The organism is Acidovorax sp. FJL06 (genome assembly GCF_003852545.1).
In the GTDB taxonomy this organism is placed as follows: domain Bacteria; phylum Pseudomonadota; class Gammaproteobacteria; order Burkholderiales; family Burkholderiaceae_C; genus Acidovorax.
The window spans coordinates 38,059-56,868 of record NZ_QAJR01000023.1; the positions used below are offsets into that span (position 1 = coordinate 38,059).

22 protein-coding genes are annotated in these 18,810 nt (G+C 68.0%); 11 read left to right on the forward strand and 11 right to left on the reverse strand.

Annotated elements, in window-relative coordinates; genetic code table 11:
* The first annotated feature begins 69 nt into the window (after window positions 1-69).
* Both DBV10_RS13865 and DBV10_RS13870 read left to right on the forward strand, forming a co-directional pair.
* Window positions 70-1,032 (forward strand): helix-turn-helix domain-containing GNAT family N-acetyltransferase, encoded by a 963-nt coding sequence (locus tag DBV10_RS13865; protein WP_124514204.1) that lies wholly within the window; start codon window positions 70-72, stop codon window positions 1,030-1,032.
* 47 nt (window positions 1,033-1,079) lie between these two features.
* Window positions 1,080-1,625, forward strand: coding sequence for a GNAT family N-acetyltransferase (locus DBV10_RS13870; RefSeq protein WP_124514205.1), 546 nt, complete (start codon window positions 1,080-1,082; stop codon window positions 1,623-1,625).
* A gap of 83 nt (window positions 1,626-1,708) precedes the next feature.
* Here DBV10_RS13870 and DBV10_RS13875 read toward each other — a convergent pair whose 3' ends face one another.
* The gene (locus tag DBV10_RS13875; RefSeq protein ID WP_124514206.1) at window positions 1,709-1,900 is read right to left on the reverse strand and encodes a hypothetical protein; all 192 of its coding nucleotides are present in this window, start codon (window positions 1,898-1,900) and stop codon (window positions 1,709-1,711) included.
* A gap of 198 nt (window positions 1,901-2,098) precedes the next feature.
* Here DBV10_RS13875 and DBV10_RS13880 point away from each other — a divergent pair, with 198 nt between their 5' ends.
* The gene (locus DBV10_RS13880; RefSeq protein ID WP_124514207.1) at window positions 2,099-2,692 is read left to right on the forward strand and encodes a YigZ family protein; all 594 of its coding nucleotides are present in this window, start codon (window positions 2,099-2,101) and stop codon (window positions 2,690-2,692) included.
* 88 nt (window positions 2,693-2,780) lie between these two features.
* Window positions 2,781-2,996, forward strand: a complete 216-nt coding sequence (locus tag DBV10_RS13885) for a YjfB family protein (RefSeq protein WP_124514208.1) — start codon at window positions 2,781-2,783, stop codon at window positions 2,994-2,996.
* Window positions 2,997-3,028: 32 nt separating this feature from the next.
* On the opposite strand, the gene DBV10_RS13890 is transcribed toward DBV10_RS13885, so the two are convergent.
* From DBV10_RS13890 to DBV10_RS13905, 4 genes are read right to left on the reverse strand one after another with little or no spacing between them, the layout of a single operon-like run.
* Window positions 3,029-4,174, reverse strand: coding sequence for an FAD-binding oxidoreductase (locus DBV10_RS13890; RefSeq protein WP_124514209.1), 1,146 nt, complete (start codon window positions 4,172-4,174; stop codon window positions 3,029-3,031).
* A gap of 13 nt (window positions 4,175-4,187) precedes the next feature.
* Window positions 4,188-5,747 (reverse strand): amidase, encoded by a 1,560-nt coding sequence (locus DBV10_RS13895; RefSeq protein WP_124514210.1) that lies wholly within the window; start codon window positions 5,745-5,747, stop codon window positions 4,188-4,190.
* A gap of 37 nt (window positions 5,748-5,784) precedes the next feature.
* A complete protein-coding gene (locus DBV10_RS13900; protein ID WP_124514211.1) occupies window positions 5,785-6,771 on the reverse strand; it encodes a tripartite tricarboxylate transporter substrate binding protein in 987 nt (328 codons plus the stop codon).
* 46 nt (window positions 6,772-6,817) lie between these two features.
* Complete coding sequence (locus tag DBV10_RS13905; RefSeq protein ID WP_124514212.1) at window positions 6,818-8,170, reverse strand: D-serine ammonia-lyase; 1,353 nt, start codon at window positions 8,168-8,170, stop codon at window positions 6,818-6,820.
* Between the two features lie 93 nt (window positions 8,171-8,263).
* Between DBV10_RS13905 and DBV10_RS13910 the strand changes: the two genes are divergently transcribed.
* Window positions 8,264-9,316 carry a LysR substrate-binding domain-containing protein gene (locus DBV10_RS13910; protein ID WP_233589922.1) on the forward strand — a complete coding sequence of 351 codons (1,053 nt, stop codon included), beginning with the start codon at window positions 8,264-8,266 and terminating at the stop codon, window positions 9,314-9,316.
* Here DBV10_RS13910 and DBV10_RS13915 read toward each other — a convergent pair.
* Complete coding sequence (locus DBV10_RS13915; protein WP_124514213.1) at window positions 9,267-10,169, reverse strand: LysR family transcriptional regulator; 903 nt, start codon at window positions 10,167-10,169, stop codon at window positions 9,267-9,269. The genes DBV10_RS13910 and DBV10_RS13915 overlap by 50 nt on opposite strands.
* Before the next feature lie 167 nt (window positions 10,170-10,336).
* Between DBV10_RS13915 and DBV10_RS13920 the strand changes: the two genes are divergently transcribed.
* From DBV10_RS13920 to DBV10_RS13930, 3 genes are all read left to right on the forward strand, one after another.
* Window positions 10,337-11,377: an aldo/keto reductase gene (locus DBV10_RS13920; RefSeq protein ID WP_124514214.1), complete on the forward strand. Its 1,041-nt coding sequence runs from the start codon at window positions 10,337-10,339 to the stop codon at window positions 11,375-11,377.
* Window positions 11,378-11,474: 97 nt separating this feature from the next.
* Window positions 11,475-12,095, forward strand: a complete 621-nt coding sequence (locus tag DBV10_RS13925; protein WP_124514215.1) for a hypothetical protein — start codon at window positions 11,475-11,477, stop codon at window positions 12,093-12,095.
* A 197-nt stretch (window positions 12,096-12,292) separates the two neighbouring features.
* On the forward strand, window positions 12,293-12,577 hold the full coding sequence (locus DBV10_RS13930) for a DUF6150 family protein (RefSeq protein WP_124514216.1): 285 nt from the start codon (window positions 12,293-12,295) through the stop codon (window positions 12,575-12,577).
* Between the two features lie 6 nt (window positions 12,578-12,583).
* Here DBV10_RS13930 and DBV10_RS13935 read toward each other — a convergent pair whose 3' ends face one another.
* Entirely contained in the window at window positions 12,584-13,429 is an 846-nt protein-coding gene (locus DBV10_RS13935) for a fumarylacetoacetate hydrolase family protein (RefSeq protein WP_124514217.1), read from the reverse strand.
* Window positions 13,430-13,745: 316 nt separating this feature from the next.
* On the opposite strand from DBV10_RS13935, the gene DBV10_RS13940 reads away from it, so the two are divergent.
* Both DBV10_RS13940 and DBV10_RS13945 read left to right on the forward strand, forming a co-directional pair.
* The gene (locus DBV10_RS13940) at window positions 13,746-14,345 is read left to right on the forward strand and encodes a chromate transporter (protein ID WP_124514218.1); all 600 of its coding nucleotides are present in this window, start codon (window positions 13,746-13,748) and stop codon (window positions 14,343-14,345) included.
* Entirely contained in the window at window positions 14,342-14,938 is a 597-nt protein-coding gene (locus DBV10_RS13945) for a chromate transporter (RefSeq protein WP_124514219.1), read from the forward strand. Before DBV10_RS13940 ends, DBV10_RS13945 begins: the two co-directional genes overlap by 4 nt.
* Before the next feature lie 21 nt (window positions 14,939-14,959).
* On the opposite strand, the gene DBV10_RS13950 is transcribed toward DBV10_RS13945, so the two are convergent.
* The 3 genes from DBV10_RS13950 to DBV10_RS13960 form a co-directional block, all read right to left on the reverse strand.
* Window positions 14,960-16,126, reverse strand: coding sequence for an ABC transporter substrate-binding protein (locus tag DBV10_RS13950; protein WP_124514220.1), 1,167 nt, complete (start codon window positions 16,124-16,126; stop codon window positions 14,960-14,962).
* 177 nt (window positions 16,127-16,303) lie between these two features.
* Window positions 16,304-17,050: a 23S rRNA (guanosine(2251)-2'-O)-methyltransferase RlmB gene (gene rlmB, locus DBV10_RS13955; protein ID WP_124514221.1), complete on the reverse strand. Its 747-nt coding sequence runs from the start codon at window positions 17,048-17,050 to the stop codon at window positions 16,304-16,306.
* A gap of 112 nt (window positions 17,051-17,162) precedes the next feature.
* Complete coding sequence (locus DBV10_RS13960) at window positions 17,163-17,876, reverse strand: ABC transporter ATP-binding protein (RefSeq protein WP_124514222.1); 714 nt, start codon at window positions 17,874-17,876, stop codon at window positions 17,163-17,165.
* A gap of 15 nt (window positions 17,877-17,891) precedes the next feature.
* Here DBV10_RS13960 and DBV10_RS13965 point away from each other — a divergent pair, with 15 nt between their 5' ends.
* On the forward strand, window positions 17,892-18,566 hold the full coding sequence (locus DBV10_RS13965; protein WP_124514223.1) for an arylesterase: 675 nt from the start codon (window positions 17,892-17,894) through the stop codon (window positions 18,564-18,566).
* A gap of 15 nt (window positions 18,567-18,581) precedes the next feature.
* On the opposite strand, the gene DBV10_RS23155 is transcribed toward DBV10_RS13965, so the two are convergent.
* Complete coding sequence (locus tag DBV10_RS23155; protein WP_124514224.1) at window positions 18,582-18,770, reverse strand: hypothetical protein; 189 nt, start codon at window positions 18,768-18,770, stop codon at window positions 18,582-18,584.
* Window positions 18,771-18,810: the final 40 nt, after the last annotated feature.

Consider the following 18,810-nt stretch of genomic DNA (forward strand, 5'->3'; position numbering starts at 1 on the left):
CCGTTGCAGGCTTGATGACCATCAAGCATATACTTGCTTTTGTCAATTAATTAACTGACAAAGGCATTTATGAGCAGCACCACGGCAGCCCCCACAGCCACCACCCCCGTCTCTCCAGGCGCCGTGAAGGCGGTGCGCCACTTCAACCGCTTCTTCACCCGCCGCATTGGCGTGCTGGACCCGTACCTGGGCAGCGACCTGTCACTCACCGACGTGCGCGTGCTCTATGAGCTGGCCCACCGCGAAGACCCCGTGGCCAGTGAACTGGCGCGGGAGCTGGGCCTGGACGGTGGCTACATTAGCCGCATCCTGCGCCGCTTCGAGCAGGCGGGCTGGATCAGCCGCAGCACTAGCACGCTGGACGCCCGGCAAAGCGTGCTGGCCCTGACTGCGGCCGGGCGCGCGGTGTTCGAGCCGCTGCAGCAGCGCTCGCGCGACGAGGCCACCGCCCTGCTCGCCCCCCTGCCCCCGGCACGCCAGCAAGAGGTGGTGGATGCCATGAAACGCATCGAAACCCTGCTGGACCCGGCCCCAGGCACCAATGCCGCCCCCCGCATGGCCGTGCTGCGCGACCCCGTGCCCGGCGACATGGGCTGGGTGGTGCAGCAGCATGGCGAGATCTATTGGCGCGAATATGGCTGGGACAGCCGCTTCGAGGCCCTGGTGGCCGACATTGCCGCGCAGTTTTTGCGCAAGTTCCAGCCCGACGGGGAAAAGGCCTGGATCGCCGAGCTGGACGGCGAGCGGGTGGGCGCGGTGTTTGTGGTGCGCAAATCCCCCAACACGGCCCAGTTGCGCATGCTGATCCTGGCCCCCAAGGCGCGCGGGCTGGGCCTGGGCGCGCGGCTGACCGACGAATGCCTTGCCTTTGCGCGCGCCAAGGGCTACAAGAAGATGGTGCTGTGGACCAACAGCTGCCTGGCCGCCGCCCGGGGCATTTATGCCCAGCGCGGCTTTCGCCTGACCAAGTCGGAGCCCTATGACGGCTTTGGCCAGCAGCTGGTAGGAGAGACCTGGGAGCTGAAGCTGTAGCTGCAACAAACACCTGCTGGCACCGCACGCCATACAAGGCCACCACCATGACCGACAGCCCCCGCCCCACGATCCGCCAGGTCACGCCCGAGGACGACCTGGCGCGCCTCACGGCGCTCATCCATGCGGCCTACGCGCCCCACGCCCGCCTGGGCCTGCGCTACTGGGGCACCCACCAGTCGGTGGAAGACACAGCCAAGCGCTTTGCGTCGGGCACCGGCCTGGTGATGGTGGATGCAGGCGACTATGTGGGCACGGCCACCTTGCGGCCACCCCAGCCGGATTCCCCCGTGCCGCTGTACCGCGACCCCACGGTCTGGTCGCTGTGCCAGTTCTGCATCTCCCCCCAGGCCAAGGGCCGGGGCTACGGCAAAGAACTGCACGCCCATGCCACCGCGTTTGCCCGACAGGCAGGTGCCCGGACCCTGGCGCTGGACACGGCCCAGCCTGCGGCGGCCTTGATTGCGATGTACGCATCCTGGGGCTACCGGGTGGTGGGTGAGTGCGACTGGCGGCCACTGACCAACTACGCCAGCGTGCTCATGGCGCGCAGCCTGGAAGACATGCCGGGCGGTGGCAGCACGGGCTGCTGACGGCTCGGACAAACCTCGCTCCAAAACGACAATGGCCCCAAGAGGGCCATCGGTGGCAAAGCCGGGATCGGGCCCCGCACCGCTTACCACTCACCGACTTCCCGCACGCGCTGGGCCAGGTCGGGCAGGTCGTCCTCTTCCTCCATCAGGTCGCTCACCATGGGTGCCACCGTGGGCTTGTGGGTGGCGGCCGGGGCAGACCGGGACACGAACCGGCCAAACACCTGGCTGGCATCGCTGGAGGGCACGGGGGCAGAGAACGGGGCGGCAAACATGGCAGTTCCTTTTTTCGGTGGGCCTGGTGCTTTCAAAAACGCAGCGCCAGCGTAGGCCACCACAACCGCTGGGCAGTGTAGGAATGCATGCCGCTCTGGCGTGTGACAGAACGCACATTCCAGGCCGCCAAGCCACTCCCACTATCTGATCAGTGCGCCCGGCGTGACATTCATCACACGCCGTACACTCGCTGCCCCATGCCCCACACCCTGGCCGCGCCCACCCACAGCGAACTCATCATCAAGAAAAGCCGCTTTATCGGCTGCGTGCAGCCCATGGCCGACCGCGCCAGCGCCCAGGCCGCTGTCGATGCCTTGTGGAAGCAGCACCCCGGGGCCGCCCACATTTGCTGGGCGCTGCTGGCAGGCGGGCAGTCGGCAGCGGTGGATGACGGCGAGCCCGGCGGCACGGCCGGGCGCCCCATGCTGGATGTGCTGCGCCACCAGGACCTGGAAGGCGTGCTGGCCACCGTGGTGCGCTACTTTGGTGGTGTGAAGCTGGGGGCGGGCGGCCTGGTGCGCGCCTACACCGACACCATTGCCCAGGCTTTGCTCACCGCCCCCAAGGTCACGCTGCAGCGCATGGCCACGCTGCAGTGCCAGGTGCCCTATGCGCTGGAGGGCTTTGTGCGGCGCGAGGTCGAATCGGCCGGTGCCGAGCTGGTGGCGGTGCAGCATGGCACGCTGGTGCAGTTGCAGATCCGCCTGCCCGAGGCGCAAGCGGGCGCTTTTGTGCAGCGCATCAACGATGGCGGCCAGGGCCGGGTGGGCTGGACAGACAACCGGCCCTGACCCCAGGCCCACCCCCTGCGGCAGATGTAACACCCCTCAAGCCCGCCGCCGGGATGCCGATAAACCGCCATTACCGCAAGGAATCGCCATGGACGTCGCCCTCGCCAACAGCATCGTCAGCACCGCCACCAACCTGGCCAGTGCCAAGACATCGGACGCGCTGAACATGGTGGTGCTGAAAAAGGCGCTGGACATGCAGGCCGTGTCGGCCGCCACCATGATCGACGCCATGCAGCAGTCCATGCCCCAGCCCCAGCTGGCCACCAGCGGCACGCTGGGCACCAACGTCAATACCTTCGCCTGAGAGCTTGAGCCCCCTCCGTTTGCGCTGGCTGGTCAGCGCAACCGCGCAGGCGACAGCCCTTCCACCCCCACGCCCTCGCGCACCAGTTCTTCGGCCAGCGGCTCGCCCCGCAACAGCTGCCGCGCCAGCAACGAGGCACCCGCCGCGCTCTGAATCCCATACCCGCCCTGCCCGGCGAGCCAGAAAAAGCCGGGCACGTGGTTGTCCCAGCCAATCACCATGTCGCCATCCGGCACAAACGAGCGCAGCCCCGCCCAGGTGTGTGACGGGCGGCGGATCTGGAACCGAGTCATTTCCTCGATGTGATAGATGCCCGTAGCCACGTCCAGCTCTTCGGGCACCACGTCGTGCGGGTGCGTCGGGTCGGCGTTGGCGGGTGAGCCCAGCAACTGGCCCGCATCGGGCTTGAAGTAAAAGCTCTCGTCAACCCCGATCACCGCAGGCCAGTGGGTCGCGTCCATGCCCTCGGGCACGGCAAAGGTGAAGGCGGTGCGCCGGCGCGGCTCCAGGCCAACGGGCGGAACGCCCGCCAGGCCTGCCACCACGTCGGCCCAGGCACCGGCTGCGTTGACTATTGATTTGGCCTGCAGCACCCGGCCATCGGCCAAGGTCACCAACCAGCCATCGCCCTGGCGCTGCAGGGCCGTGACCTCGGCGTTCGTCAGCACCTGGCCACCGCGCTGGCGCAGGCCGCGCAGGTAGCCCTGGTGCAGGGCATTCACATCAATGTCCGCCGCCTCGGGCTCGCTCATGCCTGCAGCCACGGCCTCGGGTTTGAGGCAAGGCAACATTGCCAGCAGCTCGGCCTTGTCCACCCACTGCACATTGGGCGAAGTGGCATGCGCTTCGTCGTAGGTCTGCTTGAGCAGATCCAGCTGGTCCGCCCCCGCCACATAGACCACGCCCCGGGGCGAGAGGATGGGGTCGGCGCCAAACTCAGGCGGCGGCGCATCGTAAAACGCGCGGCTGGCCCGGGTCAGCGCCTGGATGTTGGGCGTGCCATAGGTGGCCATGTACAGCGCGGCCGAGCGGCCGGTGGTGTGGTAGCCGGGCTGCGATTCGCGTTCCAGCAGCAACACACTGGCCGACTGGGCTGCGCCGCTTTCCTGCACCAGTTGCCACGCCACAGAGGCGCCAGCAATGCCTGCGCCGATCACGATGGTGTCCACGGATTGCATCTACGTCTCCTGCTCAAACAGCGGATACCTGAGCGGCCGATGCCGCACGGTCGTCGCGCGGCAGGCTGCGGGCATCGCGGGGGTCGGGGGCGCCGGTCACGATGGAGGTCAGCGCGGGCTCGGCCCGCGTTTGCATCAGCTTGGCAATGTCCGGCCGGGGCCGCGCCAGCCCCGCAATGCCCTTGAACGCCTGCTCCAGCGCATGCCCCACGCCCAGCGTGTGGCGATCGGCTCGGAAGCGCCCCACGATCTGCAGGCCAAACGGCATCCCTGCATCGTCCAACCCACAAGGCAGGCTCAGCGCCGGATGGGTGGTGAGCGTGCTCACATAGGTCAGCGCCAGCCAGCGGTAGTAGTTGGCCTGCGGCTCGCCGTTGATGTGGCTGGCAAACAGCTCGGTCCACGCAAAGGGCGACACGGGCGTGGTGGGCGCCAGGATCACGTCGTACTCCTCGTACAGCTTCTGGAACCGCGCCAGGATGCGCGTCTGCTCGGCCTGGGCCCAGGCGCTGTCCAGCAGCGTCATGGCGGCGCCCATTTCGTAGTTGGCGCGGGTGTTGGGGCCCAGGCTGGCGGGGTCGCGCTCATAGGCCTCGCGCGTGCTGGCCACGAAGGCCTCGGCGCGCAGCACGTCGAAGCAGCGGTGCACATCGCCCAGGTCGATGTCGATGGCGTCGCAACGCGCAAACAGGTGCTTCATGGCCTGCACCTTGTTGCGGAACACGGCGCGGATGCCGTTGTCCACCGCGCAGGCGCCAAAGTCTTCGGTGTAGGCCACGCGCAGGCGGCTCAGGTCCACGGTTTCGGGCAAAAGGAAGCTCGTCGGGTCCAGCGGGTAACTCAGCGGGTCGCCCGCCGACATGCCCGCCGAGGCCGCCAGCTGCAGGCAGGCTTCTTCCACCGTGCGGCCCATGGGGCCCACCACCGAGATCGGCGTCCAGCCCAGCAGCTTGCGCGAGCTGGGCACCACACCGGGCGAGGGCCGGAAGCCCACCACGCCGCAGATGGACGCCGGGATGCGCAGCGACCCGCCCGTGTCCGACCCAGTGCACACCGGCAGCATGTCGCAGGCCAGCGCAGCGGCCGAGCCGCCCGACGAGCCCCCGGCGTTCAGGTTGGGGTTGAACGGGTTGCCCGTGGCGCCCCATACCGTGTTGCGCGAATTGGCACCCGCCCCCATTTCGGGGATGTTGGTCTTGCCCGCCACGATGGCGCCCGCCGCACGCAGGCGCGCCACCAGCACGTTGTCCTCGGCGGGGATGTTGCTGCGGTAAATCTGCGAACCATAGGTGGTCAGCAGCCCCGCTGTGGCCTCCAGATCCTTCACGCCCATGGGCAGGCCATGCAGCAGGCCCAGCGGCTCGCCACGCAACACGGCCTGCTCGGCCGCTTTGGCCTCGGTGCGGGCGCGGTCATAGCAAGTGGCCGTGACGGCATTCACATGCGGGTTCACCGCCTCGATGCGCGCGATGCAGGCGTCAAGCAGCTCCACCGGGGAAATCTCGCGCGTGCCGATGCGGTGGCGCAGTTCGTTGGCCGTCAGCTCGACCAGGGCTTGGGGGCTTGCTGTCATCTCGGGCTTGTCTCCTTGTTCGCGTGGGTTCATGCATTCAGTCGGCCGTGATGCCCGCCCGCTGGGCAATGGCGCGCATCAGGGGCAGTTCCTTGTCGATCAGCTCGGTCACGGCTTTGGACGAAGCATAGGCGGGTTCAAACCCCGTGGCGATGAGCTTGTCACGCGTTTCCGGGTCGGCCACCACCTGGGCCAGCGCCAGCTCCAACCGCGCCTTCACGGCCGGTGGCAAACCACGCGGCGCCACCATGGCCAGCCAGGTGTCCATCTCCAGGCCCGGGTAGCCGCTTTCGGCCAGCGTGGGCACCTTGGGCAACAGGGCCGAGCGTTTGCCGGATGTCACCGCAATGGCCTTGATCTTGCCGTCCTTGAGCTGCGGCAGCGCGGCCGACACGGTATCGACGGTGAACGGAATCTGCCCGCCCAGCAGGTCGGTCATCGCAGGTGCGCTGCCCTTGTAGGGCACATGCTGGATCTTGAGGCCCGCGGCATGAAAGAACATCTCGCCCGCAAACTGCGAGGTGGTGCCCGCACCAAACGAGCCATACGAATATTTGTCCGGCCCGGCCTTCACCAGGGCCACGAACTGCTTCACATCGGCCACGGGCACATCCTTGTTGGCCAGCAGGATCAGGCCCGTGCGCCCGGCAATGCCAATGGGCTCAAAGCTCTTGACCGGGTCATACGGCAGCTTGGCGCGCACCGCCGGGTTCACGGTGAAGGTGGTGCCCGAACTCATGAGCAGCGTGTAGCCATCGGGCGCCGCCCGCGCCACCGAGGTGGCACCAATCACCGTGCCCGCCCCCGCGCGGTTGTCGATCACCACGCTCTGGCCCAGCTTGTCGCCCAGCTTCTTGCCGATCAGGCGGCCCAGCACATCGGTGGCGCCACCCGGCGGGAACGGGATCACCAGCGTGATCGGCTTGGTGGGAAAGGCCGCCTCCTGTGCCATGGCAGGCGCCCACGCGGTGGTCCCCAGGGCGGCAAAGAGGGCGGCAGACAAAAGCAGTTGCTTGCGGTTCATGGGGTTCTCTCCAAAGGTCACAAAGGTTGATGAAGCCGGGAACGGGTCAGCCTTGCGCCGCAAGCACGGCCCGCCCGCGCTGCACAAAGCCCTGGTATTGCGCATCGGGCACCAGCAGGCCGCCCGTGGTCCACACCAGGTGGGTGGCGTTGTGCAGCACGGCGTCGATGCCCGAGTTGCGCAGCCAGGCCTGCCCGGCCGTGGTGCCCGTCAGCAGGGTCGGGCCGCTGAAGCCTGCAGCGGCCGAAGGCTCAATGCGCTCGCCCAGGGCATCGAGCACCTGCACCAGCTGCGCAAACAAGGTGTCGTCGGCCACCGTGAACACACCCGACAGCAGCGGCCGCATCAGCTCGGCCGCCAGCAGCGAGGCCCGCGGCACGGCCAGGCCGTCGGCCTCGGTGCGGTTGGTCAGGCCCCAGTCGTAGACCGAGGGGTGCTCCCCCTGCCCGGCCATCATTTGCACCATGAAGCACGGCGACTGCACCGGCTCGGCAAAAAAGCAGTGCACATGCGGCCCCAGCACCTGCCGCAGGCCAAAGGTGATGCCCGCCGGCGCACCGCCCACACCGCAGGGCAGGTAAACGATGAGGGGGTGCTCGGCATCCACCGCCACGCCCTGCTCGGCCAGCTGCTTTTGGAGGTGCAGCGCGGCTGCGCTGTAGCCCAGCAGCAGCGAGAACGATTGCTCGTCGTCCACAAAGTGGCACAGCGGGTTGCTGGCCGCCTCGGCACGGCCTGCGGCCACGGCGCGTTCGTAGTCGCCCGTGTGCTCCACCACCTGCACACCACGCTGGCGCAAGCGGTCTTTTTTCCATTCCTTGGCATCGGCCGACATGTGCACCGTGGCCTGAAAGCCCAGGGCCGATGCCACCACACCAATGCCCATGCCCAGGTTGCCGGTGGAGCCCACCGCCACCTGGTAGCGGCCCAGCACCTCGCGCGCCTGCGGCGTCGCCAGCGCTCGGTAGTCGCCCCCGGGCTGCACCAGCCCATGCTGCAGCGCCAGCCCCTCGGCAAACTCCAGCACCTCGTGCATGCCGCCCCGGGCCTTGATGGAGCCCGCCACGGGCAGGCTGTGGTCGGCCTTGATGAACAGGCGGCCTTGCGCGTCGGCCATGCCCAGTGCAGGCGCCAGCGCCGCAGCAGGCAGCAGGGGCGACTCCACCACGCCTCCGGTGGCGGCGAGCTCGGGGAACACCTGCGCCAGCAGCCCGGCAAAACGGGCCAGGCGGGCAGCCGCTGCGTGCGTATCATCCAGACTAATGGTTCTGCCCAGTGCAGGCAGCGCGGCGGCGGGTTGTGCCTGCCGGGCTACATTGGTCCACAACGCAGGCTGGGCGTTGCGCAGGCGGGTGGCCAGCAGGGCATCGATGAGAGGTTGGGATTCGGCAATCGTCATGGCGCGTTCATCTCGAAAAGTCTTGCCCCCATTCTTCGCCGGTCACGCCCCCGTCACAAACCATTTATATTGAGCGCAGCATTAGTATTAATAATGGATATTCGCCTCTCCCCCTCCCTGCTGGCCTGGCTGCGCAGTTTTGATGCAGCCGCCCGCCACGGCAGCTTTACCAAGGCGGCGGCCGAGCTGTGCATCACCCAGGGCGCCGTGAGCCAGCAGGTCAAGCAGCTCGAAGACTGGCTGCGCCGCCCGCTGTTCTTGCGCACGCCACGCGCCCTGGTGCCTACGCCCGAGGGCAAATGGCTGGCCGTGGTGCTGCGCGAGAGCTTTGACGCCATCGAAAGCACCCTGGCCCAGATGCGCCAGCCAGCAGAGGCCGCCACCGCCACGCTGAGCTGCTCGCCCTCGTTTGCCATGAGCTGGCTCACCCCCCGGCTGGGCGACTTCTTTCGCCAGCACCCCCACACCGGGCTGCGCGTGTTTGGCGAGTTCCACACCCTGGACCGCACCCGCATGGTGCGCGACGGCGTGGAAGCCGCCGTGCGTTTTGACCTGGGCGGCTACCGCGACCTGAACGCCACCGTGTTCCTCGACGAATGGCTCATCCCCGTGGCCAGCCCCGAGTTCCTGGCCCGCCACCCGCCCATTACCACCACGCAAGACCTGCACGGCGACTGGCTGCTGCACGACGGCAGCGCCTGGGATGGCGCAGACACGTACGAGGAATGGCAACACTGGTTTGCGCAGATGGGCGCCACGCCACCGCCCTGGACCGGTGGCCAGCAGTTCAACCTGTCGCAACTGGCCTTGGGCGCCGCGCTGGCCGGCCAGGGCATTGCCATGGGCCGCGCGGCGCTGGTGCTGCAGGACATGAAAGCCGGGCGCCTGGTGCCGCTGCTGGGGCGCAGCGTGCCATCGCGCGCGGCGTATTCGTTTGTGACCACCAGCCACCCCAGCCCCGCCATGCAAACGGTGCGGGACTGGCTAATGGAAGAGGCGCGGCGATTTTGCGAAGAGCGGGCGCAGATTCTGCCCCTGCCCCGGCCTCTGGGGACAAGCCGCTCGATGGAGCCCGGCGCAGCCCAGCTCTCAACCCCTACGCCTGCCCCCGCAGCCAGTCGATCAAGGCGCGCAGCGCCGGGCTGACCTGCTTGCGCCCGGGGTAATACAGCGCAAAGCCGGGCTCGGCCGGGCACCAGTCGGCCAGGGCCTGCACCAATTGGCCCGCGCGCAGGTGCGGTAGAGCCATCGCTTCGTACACATAGGCCCAGCCTGCGCCCCCCAGCGCGGCACGCAGGGCCAGGCGCTGGTCGTCCACGGTGAGCGGGCCTTCCACGGCCAGGTCAAAGGCCTGGGCGCCTTCACCCGGGGGCACAAATTGCCAGCGGTACAGCGCCCCGCTGGGGAAGCGCTGGCGCACGCAGGGCCGCTGCAGCAGGTCGTGCGGGGTTTCGGGCACGCCCAGGGCGGTGGCCAATGTGGGGGCGGCTACCACGGCAAACCGCTGTGGTGGCCCGATGGGCACGGCCACCATGTCCTGCGGCAGGGCTTCGGGGAAGCGGACGCCCGCATCAAACCCCTCACGCACGATGTCCACCAGCCCGTCCTGGGTGCACACCTCCAGCGCCACGCCGGGGTGGGCCTTCAAAAATCCGCCCAGCAAAGGGCCGAGCAGCAGGTCGGCGGCGCTGCGCGGCACATTGAGCCGCAGATGCCCACGCACCTCCTGGCCCCACTGGGCCGCCTCGGCCAGCGCGCCGTCCAGCCCCTGCATCACCGGCATGAGCTGGGCCCGCAGCTGGGTGCCCGCCTGGGTCATGGACACGCTGCGCGTGCTGCGCTGCAGCAGGGGCACGCCCAGCCGCTCTTCCAGCGTGCGCACGGCCTGGCTTACCGACGATGGCGACAGGTTCAACGCCCGGGCCGCGCGCCGAAAGCTGCGCCACTCGGCCACGGCCATGAAGGCACGCAGGTGCTGGAGGTCGGGGGGTGCGGGCATGGGGCGGATTGTTCCACACCCACCGGCCTGCAAAGGGCGGGATGGCGCGGCCATTGTGCGGCCTGGCCGGACAGTGCATTCAGACCAGAAGCGCTTGCGGGAGGATGCTCGCAGGCAGAACATCCACCTCTTTGCTGCAGGTACCTGCCACTACCCAAAGGAATCATATGGATGAACCGAACAATCCCTCCAACAATATCCTCCCGTTGCCGCGCCCGCTGGGGCAGCGCCAGGTCCACCCCCTGGGGCTGGGCTGCATGGGCATGAGCGAGTTCTACGGGCAGACCGACGATGCGCAATCGCTGGCCACGCTGCACATGGCGCACGGCCTGGGCGTGAACCATTTCGACACTGCCGACGCCTATGGGTTTGGCCACAACGAATCCCTGCTGGGTCGCTTTCTGCACGAACTCTCCCCCAGCCAGCGCAATCAGGTCACGGTGGCCACCAAGTTCGGCATCGTGCGCGAGCCTGGCCGCTACGAGCGGCGCATCGACAACTCGCCCGCCTACATTCGCCTGGCCTGCGACGCCTCGCTGCAGCGCCTGGGGGTGGAGCGCATCGACCTGTGCTACTGCCACCGCCGCGACCCAGCCGTACCCCTGGAGGACTTGATGGGCACCCTGGGGGACCTCGTGCGCGCCGGCAAGATTGCGGCCGTGGGCCTGTCGGAGGTGAGTGCAGAGAGCCTGCGCGCCGCCCACGCACTGCACCCGGTGGCGGCTGTGCAAAGCGAATATTCGCTGTGGGAGCGCGGCGCCGAGCAGGCCGTGCTGCCCACCGCCCAGGCGCTGGGCATTGCGTTTGTGGCCTACAGCCCGCTGGGCCGGGCCTTCCTCACCGATCAGCCGCCCGTGGTGGAGGCGCTGACACAGGACGACTTCCGGCGGGCGTTGCCGCGCTTCAATGGTGCCGAGGGCCAGGCCAACCGCAGCCTGCAGCAAGGCCTGGCGCGGCTGGCGCAATCCGCAGGCCTGCCGGTGACCACGCTGGCGCTGGCCTGGATGCTCCACCGCCATCCGCATGTGCTGCCCATCCCCGGCACCCGGCGCAGCCAGCACCTGCAGCAGAACCTGGCAGCAGCCCAGGCCACGCTGCCCGCCGAGGTGATGGATGCGCTTGACGCCCTGTTTGCGCCTGGCCAGGTGGCAGGTGCCCGCTACACGGAGGCGGGCTGGGTGGGGATCGAGGCCTCTGCCACGGCCTGAGGGCCCATTCATGGTGCGCCTTTGGCGATGGATTGGCCCACCCACCGCTTCTGTGCACAATCGTGCCACCACGCGCCTTTGCCCGGCCCGCCGCACCATGAGCCTCTCCACCGTCTTCAAGATCGCCATCGCGCTGTTGATCGCGTTTTTTGCCGTCGAGAAGCTGCGGCTGCACCGTGCGGGCCAGCAGCTGCAGGGCCCGGTGGCTGTGCAGCCGCCGTTTGCCGAAAGCCCCGTGCAAACGGCCACGCGCGATGCGCCGTTTGTGCGGCAGGGGTATGAGATCAAGCCGCTGGCGAACTTTGCGGTGCGGGCGCGGGTGCTGTCGCGCGAGGACTATTCGCTGGGCAGGGAGGCCGATCTGTCGCGCACCGACCTGGCGCTGGGCTGGAAGCGCATGGCCGACCCGGCGGTGTACGGGCCGCTCAACATCACCCAGGGCGGCCGCTGGTACCGCTATTCCTGGCGCGACCAGCCACCCATCCCCGTGCAGGAGATCATCGAGTCGTCGGCCAACATGCACATGATTGCGGCCGACGCGGCGGTGGAGCGCGCCCTGGCCAAGGTCCGCCAGGGCCAGTTGGTGCGCATCACCGGCAAGCTGGTGGAGGTGAGCCACGCGAGCGGCTGGCGCTGGACCAGTTCGCTCACCCGCACGGATTCGGGCGCCAACTCCTGCGAGCTGGTGTTTGTGGAGTCGCTGCAGACTGAAGACTGAGCCGGACCGACATGGATGCCAACGCCGATGCCGACGCCAATCCCCCCAAGGTGCTTCCAGATCAATAGCAATCAGCGCACCACCATAGCGCGCTTTGCCGGACTTTTTGGCATTCCCTACCAGCCTGTACGGTCAGAGCCCCGCCGTGGCCGCCGAGCCTGGATACTGCAGCACAACGACCCCAGCGAGAGGACGCCATGGCCAAGATCCTGGAAGTGAAGTACGAGCACCAGGCCGACGCACGCGTGTGCGAGGTGGCCCAGAAAAGCCTGGCCGACCTGTGCTGGCACCAGGTGGACTACCCCACGCAGGCCAGCGGGGACGCAATCTGGTTCATGGTGGCCTATGCGAACCAGGCCAGTTTCAAGGTCTACCGCGTCAAGCACGCCAGCCAGGCCGACCTCAAGCTCTTCAAGGTAGCGACGCCCGAGGAAGCCGGCTGGCGCACCAAGGACCATCTGCTGCGCGGCAAGCTGGGCTAGGCTGTATCAGCCGCCCACACATTTCTGGACCTGCTCGCCCAGGCCGGTCGCGCCCAGGCGCATTACATCGCCGGGCTTGAGGAACCAGGGCGCGGGTTTCTGGCCCAGGCCCACGCCGGCCGGGGTTCCGGTCAGGATCACGTCGCCCGGCTCCAGCGTCATGAACTCGCTGATGTACGACACCACCGTGGGCACATCAAAGATGAAATTGCGGGTGCTGCCGTTTTGCACGCGTTGGCCGTTCACTTCCAGCCACAGGTCGATGGCATGCGGGTTGCCCACCTCGTCGGCCGTCACCAGCCAGGGGCCGATGGGGGCGAAGGTGTCGTGGCTCTTGCCCTTGTCCCACTGGCCGCCGCGCTCCATCTGCCAGGCGCGTTCGGACACATCGTTGGCCAGCACATAGCCCGCCACATGTTCCAGCGCCTGCGCCTGGCTCACGCGGCACGCGCGGGTGCCGATGACGATGCCCAGCTCCACCTCCCAGTCGGTCTTGACCGCACCGGCGGGGATGCGCACATCGTCGTGGGGGCCGCTCAGCGCCGTCACGGCCTTCATGAAGAGCACGGGCTCGGCGGGCGGCTGCAGGCCTGCCTCGCGGGCGTGGTCGGCGTAGTTGAGCCCCACGCACACGATCTTGCCCACGCCCCCCACCGGGCTGCCCAGGCGTGGCGTGCCATAGACGGGCGGCAGGCGGCTGGCGTCGATGGCGGCCAGGGCCGACAGAGTGCGCGGGCTGAGCTGGGCGGGGCCGATGTCGGGCAGCAGCATCGACAGGTCGCGCAGCGTGCCGGTGGCGTCCAGCAGACCGGGGCGCTCGGCGCCGGGCTGGCCGTAGCGGATGAGTTTCATGGCGGGGAGTCCTTGTGGATCGATTGGGGGCCGCAGCGGCAGCAAGAACCCAGCAGGCTGCTGGCTGCAAGCTGCGACCACCACGCAGCATAGCGGCCCGCAGGCCCATGCGGGCCCGTGCGCGGACGCAAATCACCGCCCCAGCCTTGCCACAACGCGACGCCTGCGCCCCACGTGCAGCCCTCGCCCGCCGCGCAGCGCGCGTAACATGGCGCACGGGGCGCCATGTCCATGGCCGCTCCACCCACCACTCCTGATTTAATAGCTGCCACCGCAATACAGAAGCGCGGTAGCGGCCATTTTTACCAAAATTTTCATGGCCGCCGCTGCCGATCTGCCCTCCCCGCCCCCCGAGTCCCTCCCAAGGCCCCAGCCCCGCAGCCCGGCCGATCTGTTCTGGTCCTTCACCTGGCTGGCCCTGCAGGGTTTTGGCGGCGTGCTGGCCGTGGTGCAGCGCGAGCTGGTCGAGAAAAAGCGCTGGATGACCAACGAGGAGTTCGTCGAGGACTGGGCCGTGGCGCAGATCATGCCGGGTCCGAACGTGGTCAACCTCAGCATCATGATCGGCGACCGCTACTTCGGCCTGCGCGGCGCGTTCGCGGCGCTGGCGGGCATGCTGACCTTTCCGCTGGTCCTGGTGCTGGCGCTGGCCGTGGTCTATGCCGAATTCTCCAGCCACCCGGCCGTGGCCGGCGCGCTGCGCGGCATGGGCGCGGTGGCGGCGGGGCTGATCGCCGGGGTGGCCATCAAACTGTTCACCTCCATCAAAAGCCACCCGCTGGGCCGCCCGCTGTGCGTGGCATTCCTGGCGCTGACCATCGTGGCCATGGTGGTGCTGCACTGGCCGCTCTGGTGGATCCTGCCGGTGATCGGCGGCGCAGCCTGCCTGCTGACCTGGAGGAAGCTCGCACCATGAACAGCATTGCCCTCGCGCTCAGCCCAATGGACTGGCTGAACCTGTTCCTCTACTACATGTCGCTGTCGCTGCTGGCCGTGGGCGGCGCCATTGCCACCGCGCCCGACATGCACCGCTTTCTGGTCGAGCGACAGGCCTGGCTCACCGACCCGCAGTTCAACGCCTCCATCGCCATCGCCCAGGCCGCGCCCGGCCCCAACGTGCTGTTCATCGCCCTGCTGGGCTGGAACGTGGGCATCAACGCAGGCGGCCCTGGCATGGGCGGCTGGCTGCTGGGCACTTTGGGCATGGCGGTGTGCATGCTGGGCGTTATGCTGCCCAGCAGCCTGCTCACCTGGCTGGCCACGCGCTGGGGCCACCGCAACCGCGAACGCCGGGGCGTGCGCGCGTTCAAGCAGGGCATGGCGCCAGTGGTGATCGGCCTGCTGCTGGCCACCTCGTGGGTGCTGGCCCGCGCCCACGGCAGCTCGGCCACGGCCTGGCCCCTGTGGCTGCTGAGCGCCGCCACCGTGCTGCTGGTGTGGCGCACCAAGCTGCACCTGCTGTGGATGCTGGGTGCGGGCGCAGTGCTGGGGGCTTTCGGCTGGGTGTAGCCGGCAAAAAGCCCCGCCAGCTCAGCTGATCCGGCGGCCGTTCTCGGCGTACACGGCCAGGTAGATCGCGTCCGAGCCGATATAGGGCGCCTTGTTGCCAAAGCCCACGTTGAAGTCGCCAAACGACAGCGCCCGGATGCTGGCCAGGCCGGCCCGCAGGCGTTCGCGCGTGGGCTCCTTGCCCGCGTTCTTCAGGCCTTCGATCATGATCTGGGCGTTGAGCCAACCTTCGAGCGCACTGCCGCTGTTGAGGTAGGCGGCCTCCGCGCCCATGGCCTTCATCGTGGTCTGGAACTTGCGCACCGCCACCGATTTCTGCGAATTGGCATCGGGGAACACCTGCACCAGCGCCAGGCCACGCGTCGATGCCGCGAGCTTGGGCAGTTCCGAGGCAATCACCGTGACCGACAGGCCCGCCAGCGGCACGCCCTGGGCCTTGGCCCGGAAAGCCTGCACAAAGGCGGTGTTGGCCGTGCCCGTGGTGGCGAGCAGCACGGCGCCAGGGCGCTCGGCGGCCACGTGGTCGGCCAGCTCGGTGCCGTTCTTGCCGTCCACGGCCAGGGCGAACTCGCCCGCCCGCTCGACCTTGATCTCGTCCAGCGCCGCGGACATGTCCTTGAGCACTTCCTTGCCAAAGGCGTTGTCCAGGTACACCACGGCAATGCGCTTGAGACCCATGTCCACGATCTGCTTGACCAGGCGCTGGGTTTCCTCGCGGTAGGTGGGGCGCAGGAAGAACACATGCTTGTTGCCGGGTGCTCGCAGCGAGGTGGCGCCCGTGACGGGGCCCACCGTGGGAATGCCCTTGGACTCCACCAACGGCAGGATGGCCGCGGTGTTGGCCGTGCCCAGTGGCGAGATCAGCGCAAACACCGACTGCGCCTCGACCATCTCGGTCACGTTCTTGAGCGTGCGCGTGGCCACATAGCCGTCGTCCTTGGCCTCCACGCGGATCTCGCGGCCATGCACGCCGCCTGCGGCATTCACCTCGGCAAACGCGGCCTTCATGCCGGCCAGCTGCTCGATGCCGGCCTGGCCCAGCGGGCCGGTGAGCGCAATCGAACAGCCCAGGGTGATGGCGCGGGCGGTCAGCGCCTCTTCAGCGGCCTGGGCGTGGTGGGCCCAGGCGGGCAGGCCAGTGGCAGCGACAGCCTGGGTGGCGCGCAGCAGAAATTGACGACGGCTCATGGTGTGCAGGGCGGATAGAACAAAGGTGGCGCAGGCTACCGGCCGCTGTGCACCCCAGCTGTCCGTTGCGCGACAAAAGCCGCCGTGGAGACCTGAAACCGGGGGTTTTCACCGAGTGAACGGTGGGCGCCACGGCCCGCACGGGGTTGTGAAGGCCCACCACATCCGCCGCGCCCCTCAAGTCCTCTGGCGCAGCGCCTCGTACAGGCACACGCCGCTGGCCACCGAGACATTCAAACTCTCGACGGCGCCCTTCATGGGGATGCTGACCAGCTCATCGCAGGTCTTGCGCGTGAGCTGGCGCATGCCGTCGCCCTCGGCGCCCAGCACCAGGGCCACAGGGCCTTTCAGGTCCACCTGGTAGATGGTCTTGGGCGCATCGTCGCTGGTGCCGATGCACCAGATGTTGCGCTCCTTGAGTTCGTTCAGGGTGCGCGAGAGGTTGGTGACCATGAAATACGGCATGGTCTCGGCCGCGCCGCTGGCCACTTTGGCCACGGTGGCGTTGATGCCCACGGCGTGGTCCTTGGGGGCGATGACGGCATGCGCGCCCGCACCATCGGCCACACGCAGGCAGGCGCCCAGGTTGTGCGGGTCGGTCACGCCGTCCAGCACCAGCAGCAGGGGCTGCTCGATGCCTGCGGCTTCCAGGTCTTCCAGCAGCTCATCCAGCGAGGTGGCAACCTTCACCGGCTCGACCCGCGCAGCCACGCCCTGGTGGCCGTGGCTGCCTGCCAGCTTGGCAATGCGCACGCTGTCGGCTTCGATGAGGCGGGCTCCGGCCTCGCGGGCGCGGTCGAGAAACTGGCGCATGCGCGCATCGCGCCGCGTGGCTTCGTAGTAAATCTCGATGATGGACTTTGGCGCGGTCTTCAGACGCACGCCCACGGCGTGAAAGCCGAAGAGAACTTTGGGGCTGGACATGGGGGGATTATCCGCTGGCCATGGGGCTGCCCATCATCGCACTATGGATTTAATAGCTATCAAGGCAATACGGTTGCGCCGTAGCAGCCCAAAAAACACCAATAAATTCAGCTCAAACGACACGCCCCGCGTCGATGGTGATGCGGTGCTCGCACTGCGCGGCAATGGCCCGGTCGTGCGTGACGAGCACCAGGGTCGTGCCCTGCTCGCGGTTCAGTTCGAACATGAGCCGCATGATGGTCTCGCCCGTTGCAAAGTCCAGGCTGCCCGTGGGCTCGTCGGCCAGCAGCACGGCAGGCTGCACCACAAAAGCCCGCGCCAGGGCCACGCGCTGCTGCTCGCCGCCCGACAGCACCTTGGGGTAATGCGACAGGCGCTGGCCCAGACCCACACGGGCCAGCATTTCGGTGGCGGCCTTGCGCGCGTTTTTGCGAACCTCGGGACGGTTGGCCAGCTCCAGCGGCAGCATCACGTTCTCCAGCGCCGTGAGGTTGCCCATGAGCTGGAAGCTCTGGAACACAAAGCCCACTTTCTGCGCGCGCAGCGCGGCGCGCTCGTCCTCGTCGATGGCGAACAGGTCATGCCCGTCCAGGCGCACCGTGCCGCGCGTGGGGGTGTCCAGCCCCGCGATGATGGACAGCAGCGTGCTTTTGCCCGAACCCGACGCGCCCACGATGGCGGCGGTTTCCCTCGCGGCCAGGCGGAAATCGATATCCCGCAGAATGTCGAGGGTCCCGGTGGAATCGGTCACCGACTTGAAGACATGCTCCACGGCGATGATGGGGGTTGCAGACGGTGCCTGGGGCAGGGGGGAGGATTCGGACATGAAAGGATTTTTGCTTTGATTCGATACCTACGTCGGCGCCACTTTATCGTGAGCGCAGCCACCGGCGCGCTGGTGGGGCTTTGCGCCCCCACCGCCTTGGCCCAGGCCAAGGCCCCGGCACAGCCCGCGCGTGCGCCCCTGCTGCTGGTGCTGGGCGACTCGCTCAGCGCCGAATATGGCCTGGCACGGGGCTCCGGCTGGGTTGCGCTGCTGGAAAAACAGTTGGTACAAGACAAGCTCAATGCCACCGTGGTCAACGCCAGCGTGAGCGGCGAGACCACCTCGGGCGGCCGCTCGCGCCTGGCGGCCCTGCTGGCCCAGCACAAGCCCACGCATGTGGTGATCGAGCTGGGCGGCAACGATGCCCTGCGCGGCCTGCCGCTCAAGAACACCGAAGAGAATCTGACCTGGATGACCCAGGCCGCCCAGAAGGCCGGGGCCAAGGTCTTGCTGGTGGGGATGCAGGTGCCGCCCAACTACGGCACCGACTACGCGAACAAGTTTGCAGGTTTGTTTGCCACCGTGGCGCAGACCCAGAAGGCGGCCGTGGTGCCCTTTCTGCTGAAAGGGGTGGCGGATGGGCCGGACCCGACCCGCCTGTTCCAGCCTGACCGCATCCACCCGCGCGCCGAGGCGCATCCGCAGATGCTGGCCAATGTGTGGCCGGAACTGAAAAAGCTGCTGCGCTGACGCCAGGCCCAGGGATCAGGCGCTGGCAGGGCCCGCAGGCTGGCTGGGGGCGGCAGCGTCACTGGCGGGCTGATCGTCAGCGGGCTGGTCCCCCTGCGGCTCATCCGGCCTGCGGTGCGCCTTGGCCCTCAGCTTCTCTTCTTTTTTCTGTTTTTTGGCGAGTTCGCGCTGGCGCTTTTCGTATCCGTAGTTAGGTGTTGCCAAGGTAGTTGCTTCCTGAAGTAGAGGTCCACTGTAACAGCAT

Bases quoted from the DNA above. Each gene is read 5' to 3' on its own strand.
- DBV10_RS13900 (WP_124514211.1), bottom strand. From the start codon at position 6,771: ATGAACCGCAAGCAACTGCTTTTGTCTGCCGCCCTCTTTGCCGCCCTG.
- DBV10_RS13890 (WP_124514209.1), bottom strand. From the start codon at position 4,174: ATGCAATCCGTGGACACCATCGTGATCGGCGCAGGCATTGCTGGCGCC.
- DBV10_RS13935 (WP_124514217.1), bottom strand. From the start codon at position 13,429: ATGAAACTCATCCGCTACGGCCAGCCCGGCGCCGAGCGCCCCGGTCTG.
- DBV10_RS13865 (WP_124514204.1), top strand. From the start codon at position 70: ATGAGCAGCACCACGGCAGCCCCCACAGCCACCACCCCCGTCTCTCCA.
- DBV10_RS13895 (WP_124514210.1), bottom strand. From the start codon at position 5,747: ATGACAGCAAGCCCCCAAGCCCTGGTCGAGCTGACGGCCAACGAACTG.
- DBV10_RS13925 (WP_124514215.1), top strand. From the start codon at position 11,475: ATGAGCCTCTCCACCGTCTTCAAGATCGCCATCGCGCTGTTGATCGCG.
- DBV10_RS13910 (WP_233589922.1), top strand. From the start codon at position 8,264: ATGGATATTCGCCTCTCCCCCTCCCTGCTGGCCTGGCTGCGCAGTTTT.
- DBV10_RS13915 (WP_124514213.1), bottom strand. From the start codon at position 10,169: ATGCCCGCACCCCCCGACCTCCAGCACCTGCGTGCCTTCATGGCCGTG.
- DBV10_RS13905 (WP_124514212.1), bottom strand. From the start codon at position 8,170: ATGACGATTGCCGAATCCCAACCTCTCATCGATGCCCTGCTGGCCACC.
- DBV10_RS13920 (WP_124514214.1), top strand. From the start codon at position 10,337: ATGGATGAACCGAACAATCCCTCCAACAATATCCTCCCGTTGCCGCGC.
- DBV10_RS13950 (WP_124514220.1), bottom strand. From the start codon at position 16,126: ATGAGCCGTCGTCAATTTCTGCTGCGCGCCACCCAGGCTGTCGCTGCC.
- DBV10_RS13880 (WP_124514207.1), top strand. From the start codon at position 2,099: ATGCCCCACACCCTGGCCGCGCCCACCCACAGCGAACTCATCATCAAG.
- DBV10_RS13940 (WP_124514218.1), top strand. From the start codon at position 13,746: ATGGCCGCCGCTGCCGATCTGCCCTCCCCGCCCCCCGAGTCCCTCCCA.
- DBV10_RS13930 (WP_124514216.1), top strand. From the start codon at position 12,293: ATGGCCAAGATCCTGGAAGTGAAGTACGAGCACCAGGCCGACGCACGC.
- DBV10_RS13870 (WP_124514205.1), top strand. From the start codon at position 1,080: ATGACCGACAGCCCCCGCCCCACGATCCGCCAGGTCACGCCCGAGGAC.
- DBV10_RS13885 (WP_124514208.1), top strand. From the start codon at position 2,781: ATGGACGTCGCCCTCGCCAACAGCATCGTCAGCACCGCCACCAACCTG.
- DBV10_RS13945 (WP_124514219.1), top strand. From the start codon at position 14,342: ATGAACAGCATTGCCCTCGCGCTCAGCCCAATGGACTGGCTGAACCTG.
- DBV10_RS13875 (WP_124514206.1), bottom strand. From the start codon at position 1,900: ATGTTTGCCGCCCCGTTCTCTGCCCCCGTGCCCTCCAGCGATGCCAGC.
- DBV10_RS13960 (WP_124514222.1), bottom strand. From the start codon at position 17,876: ATGTCCGAATCCTCCCCCCTGCCCCAGGCACCGTCTGCAACCCCCATC.
- rlmB (WP_124514221.1), bottom strand. From the start codon at position 17,050: ATGTCCAGCCCCAAAGTTCTCTTCGGCTTTCACGCCGTGGGCGTGCGT.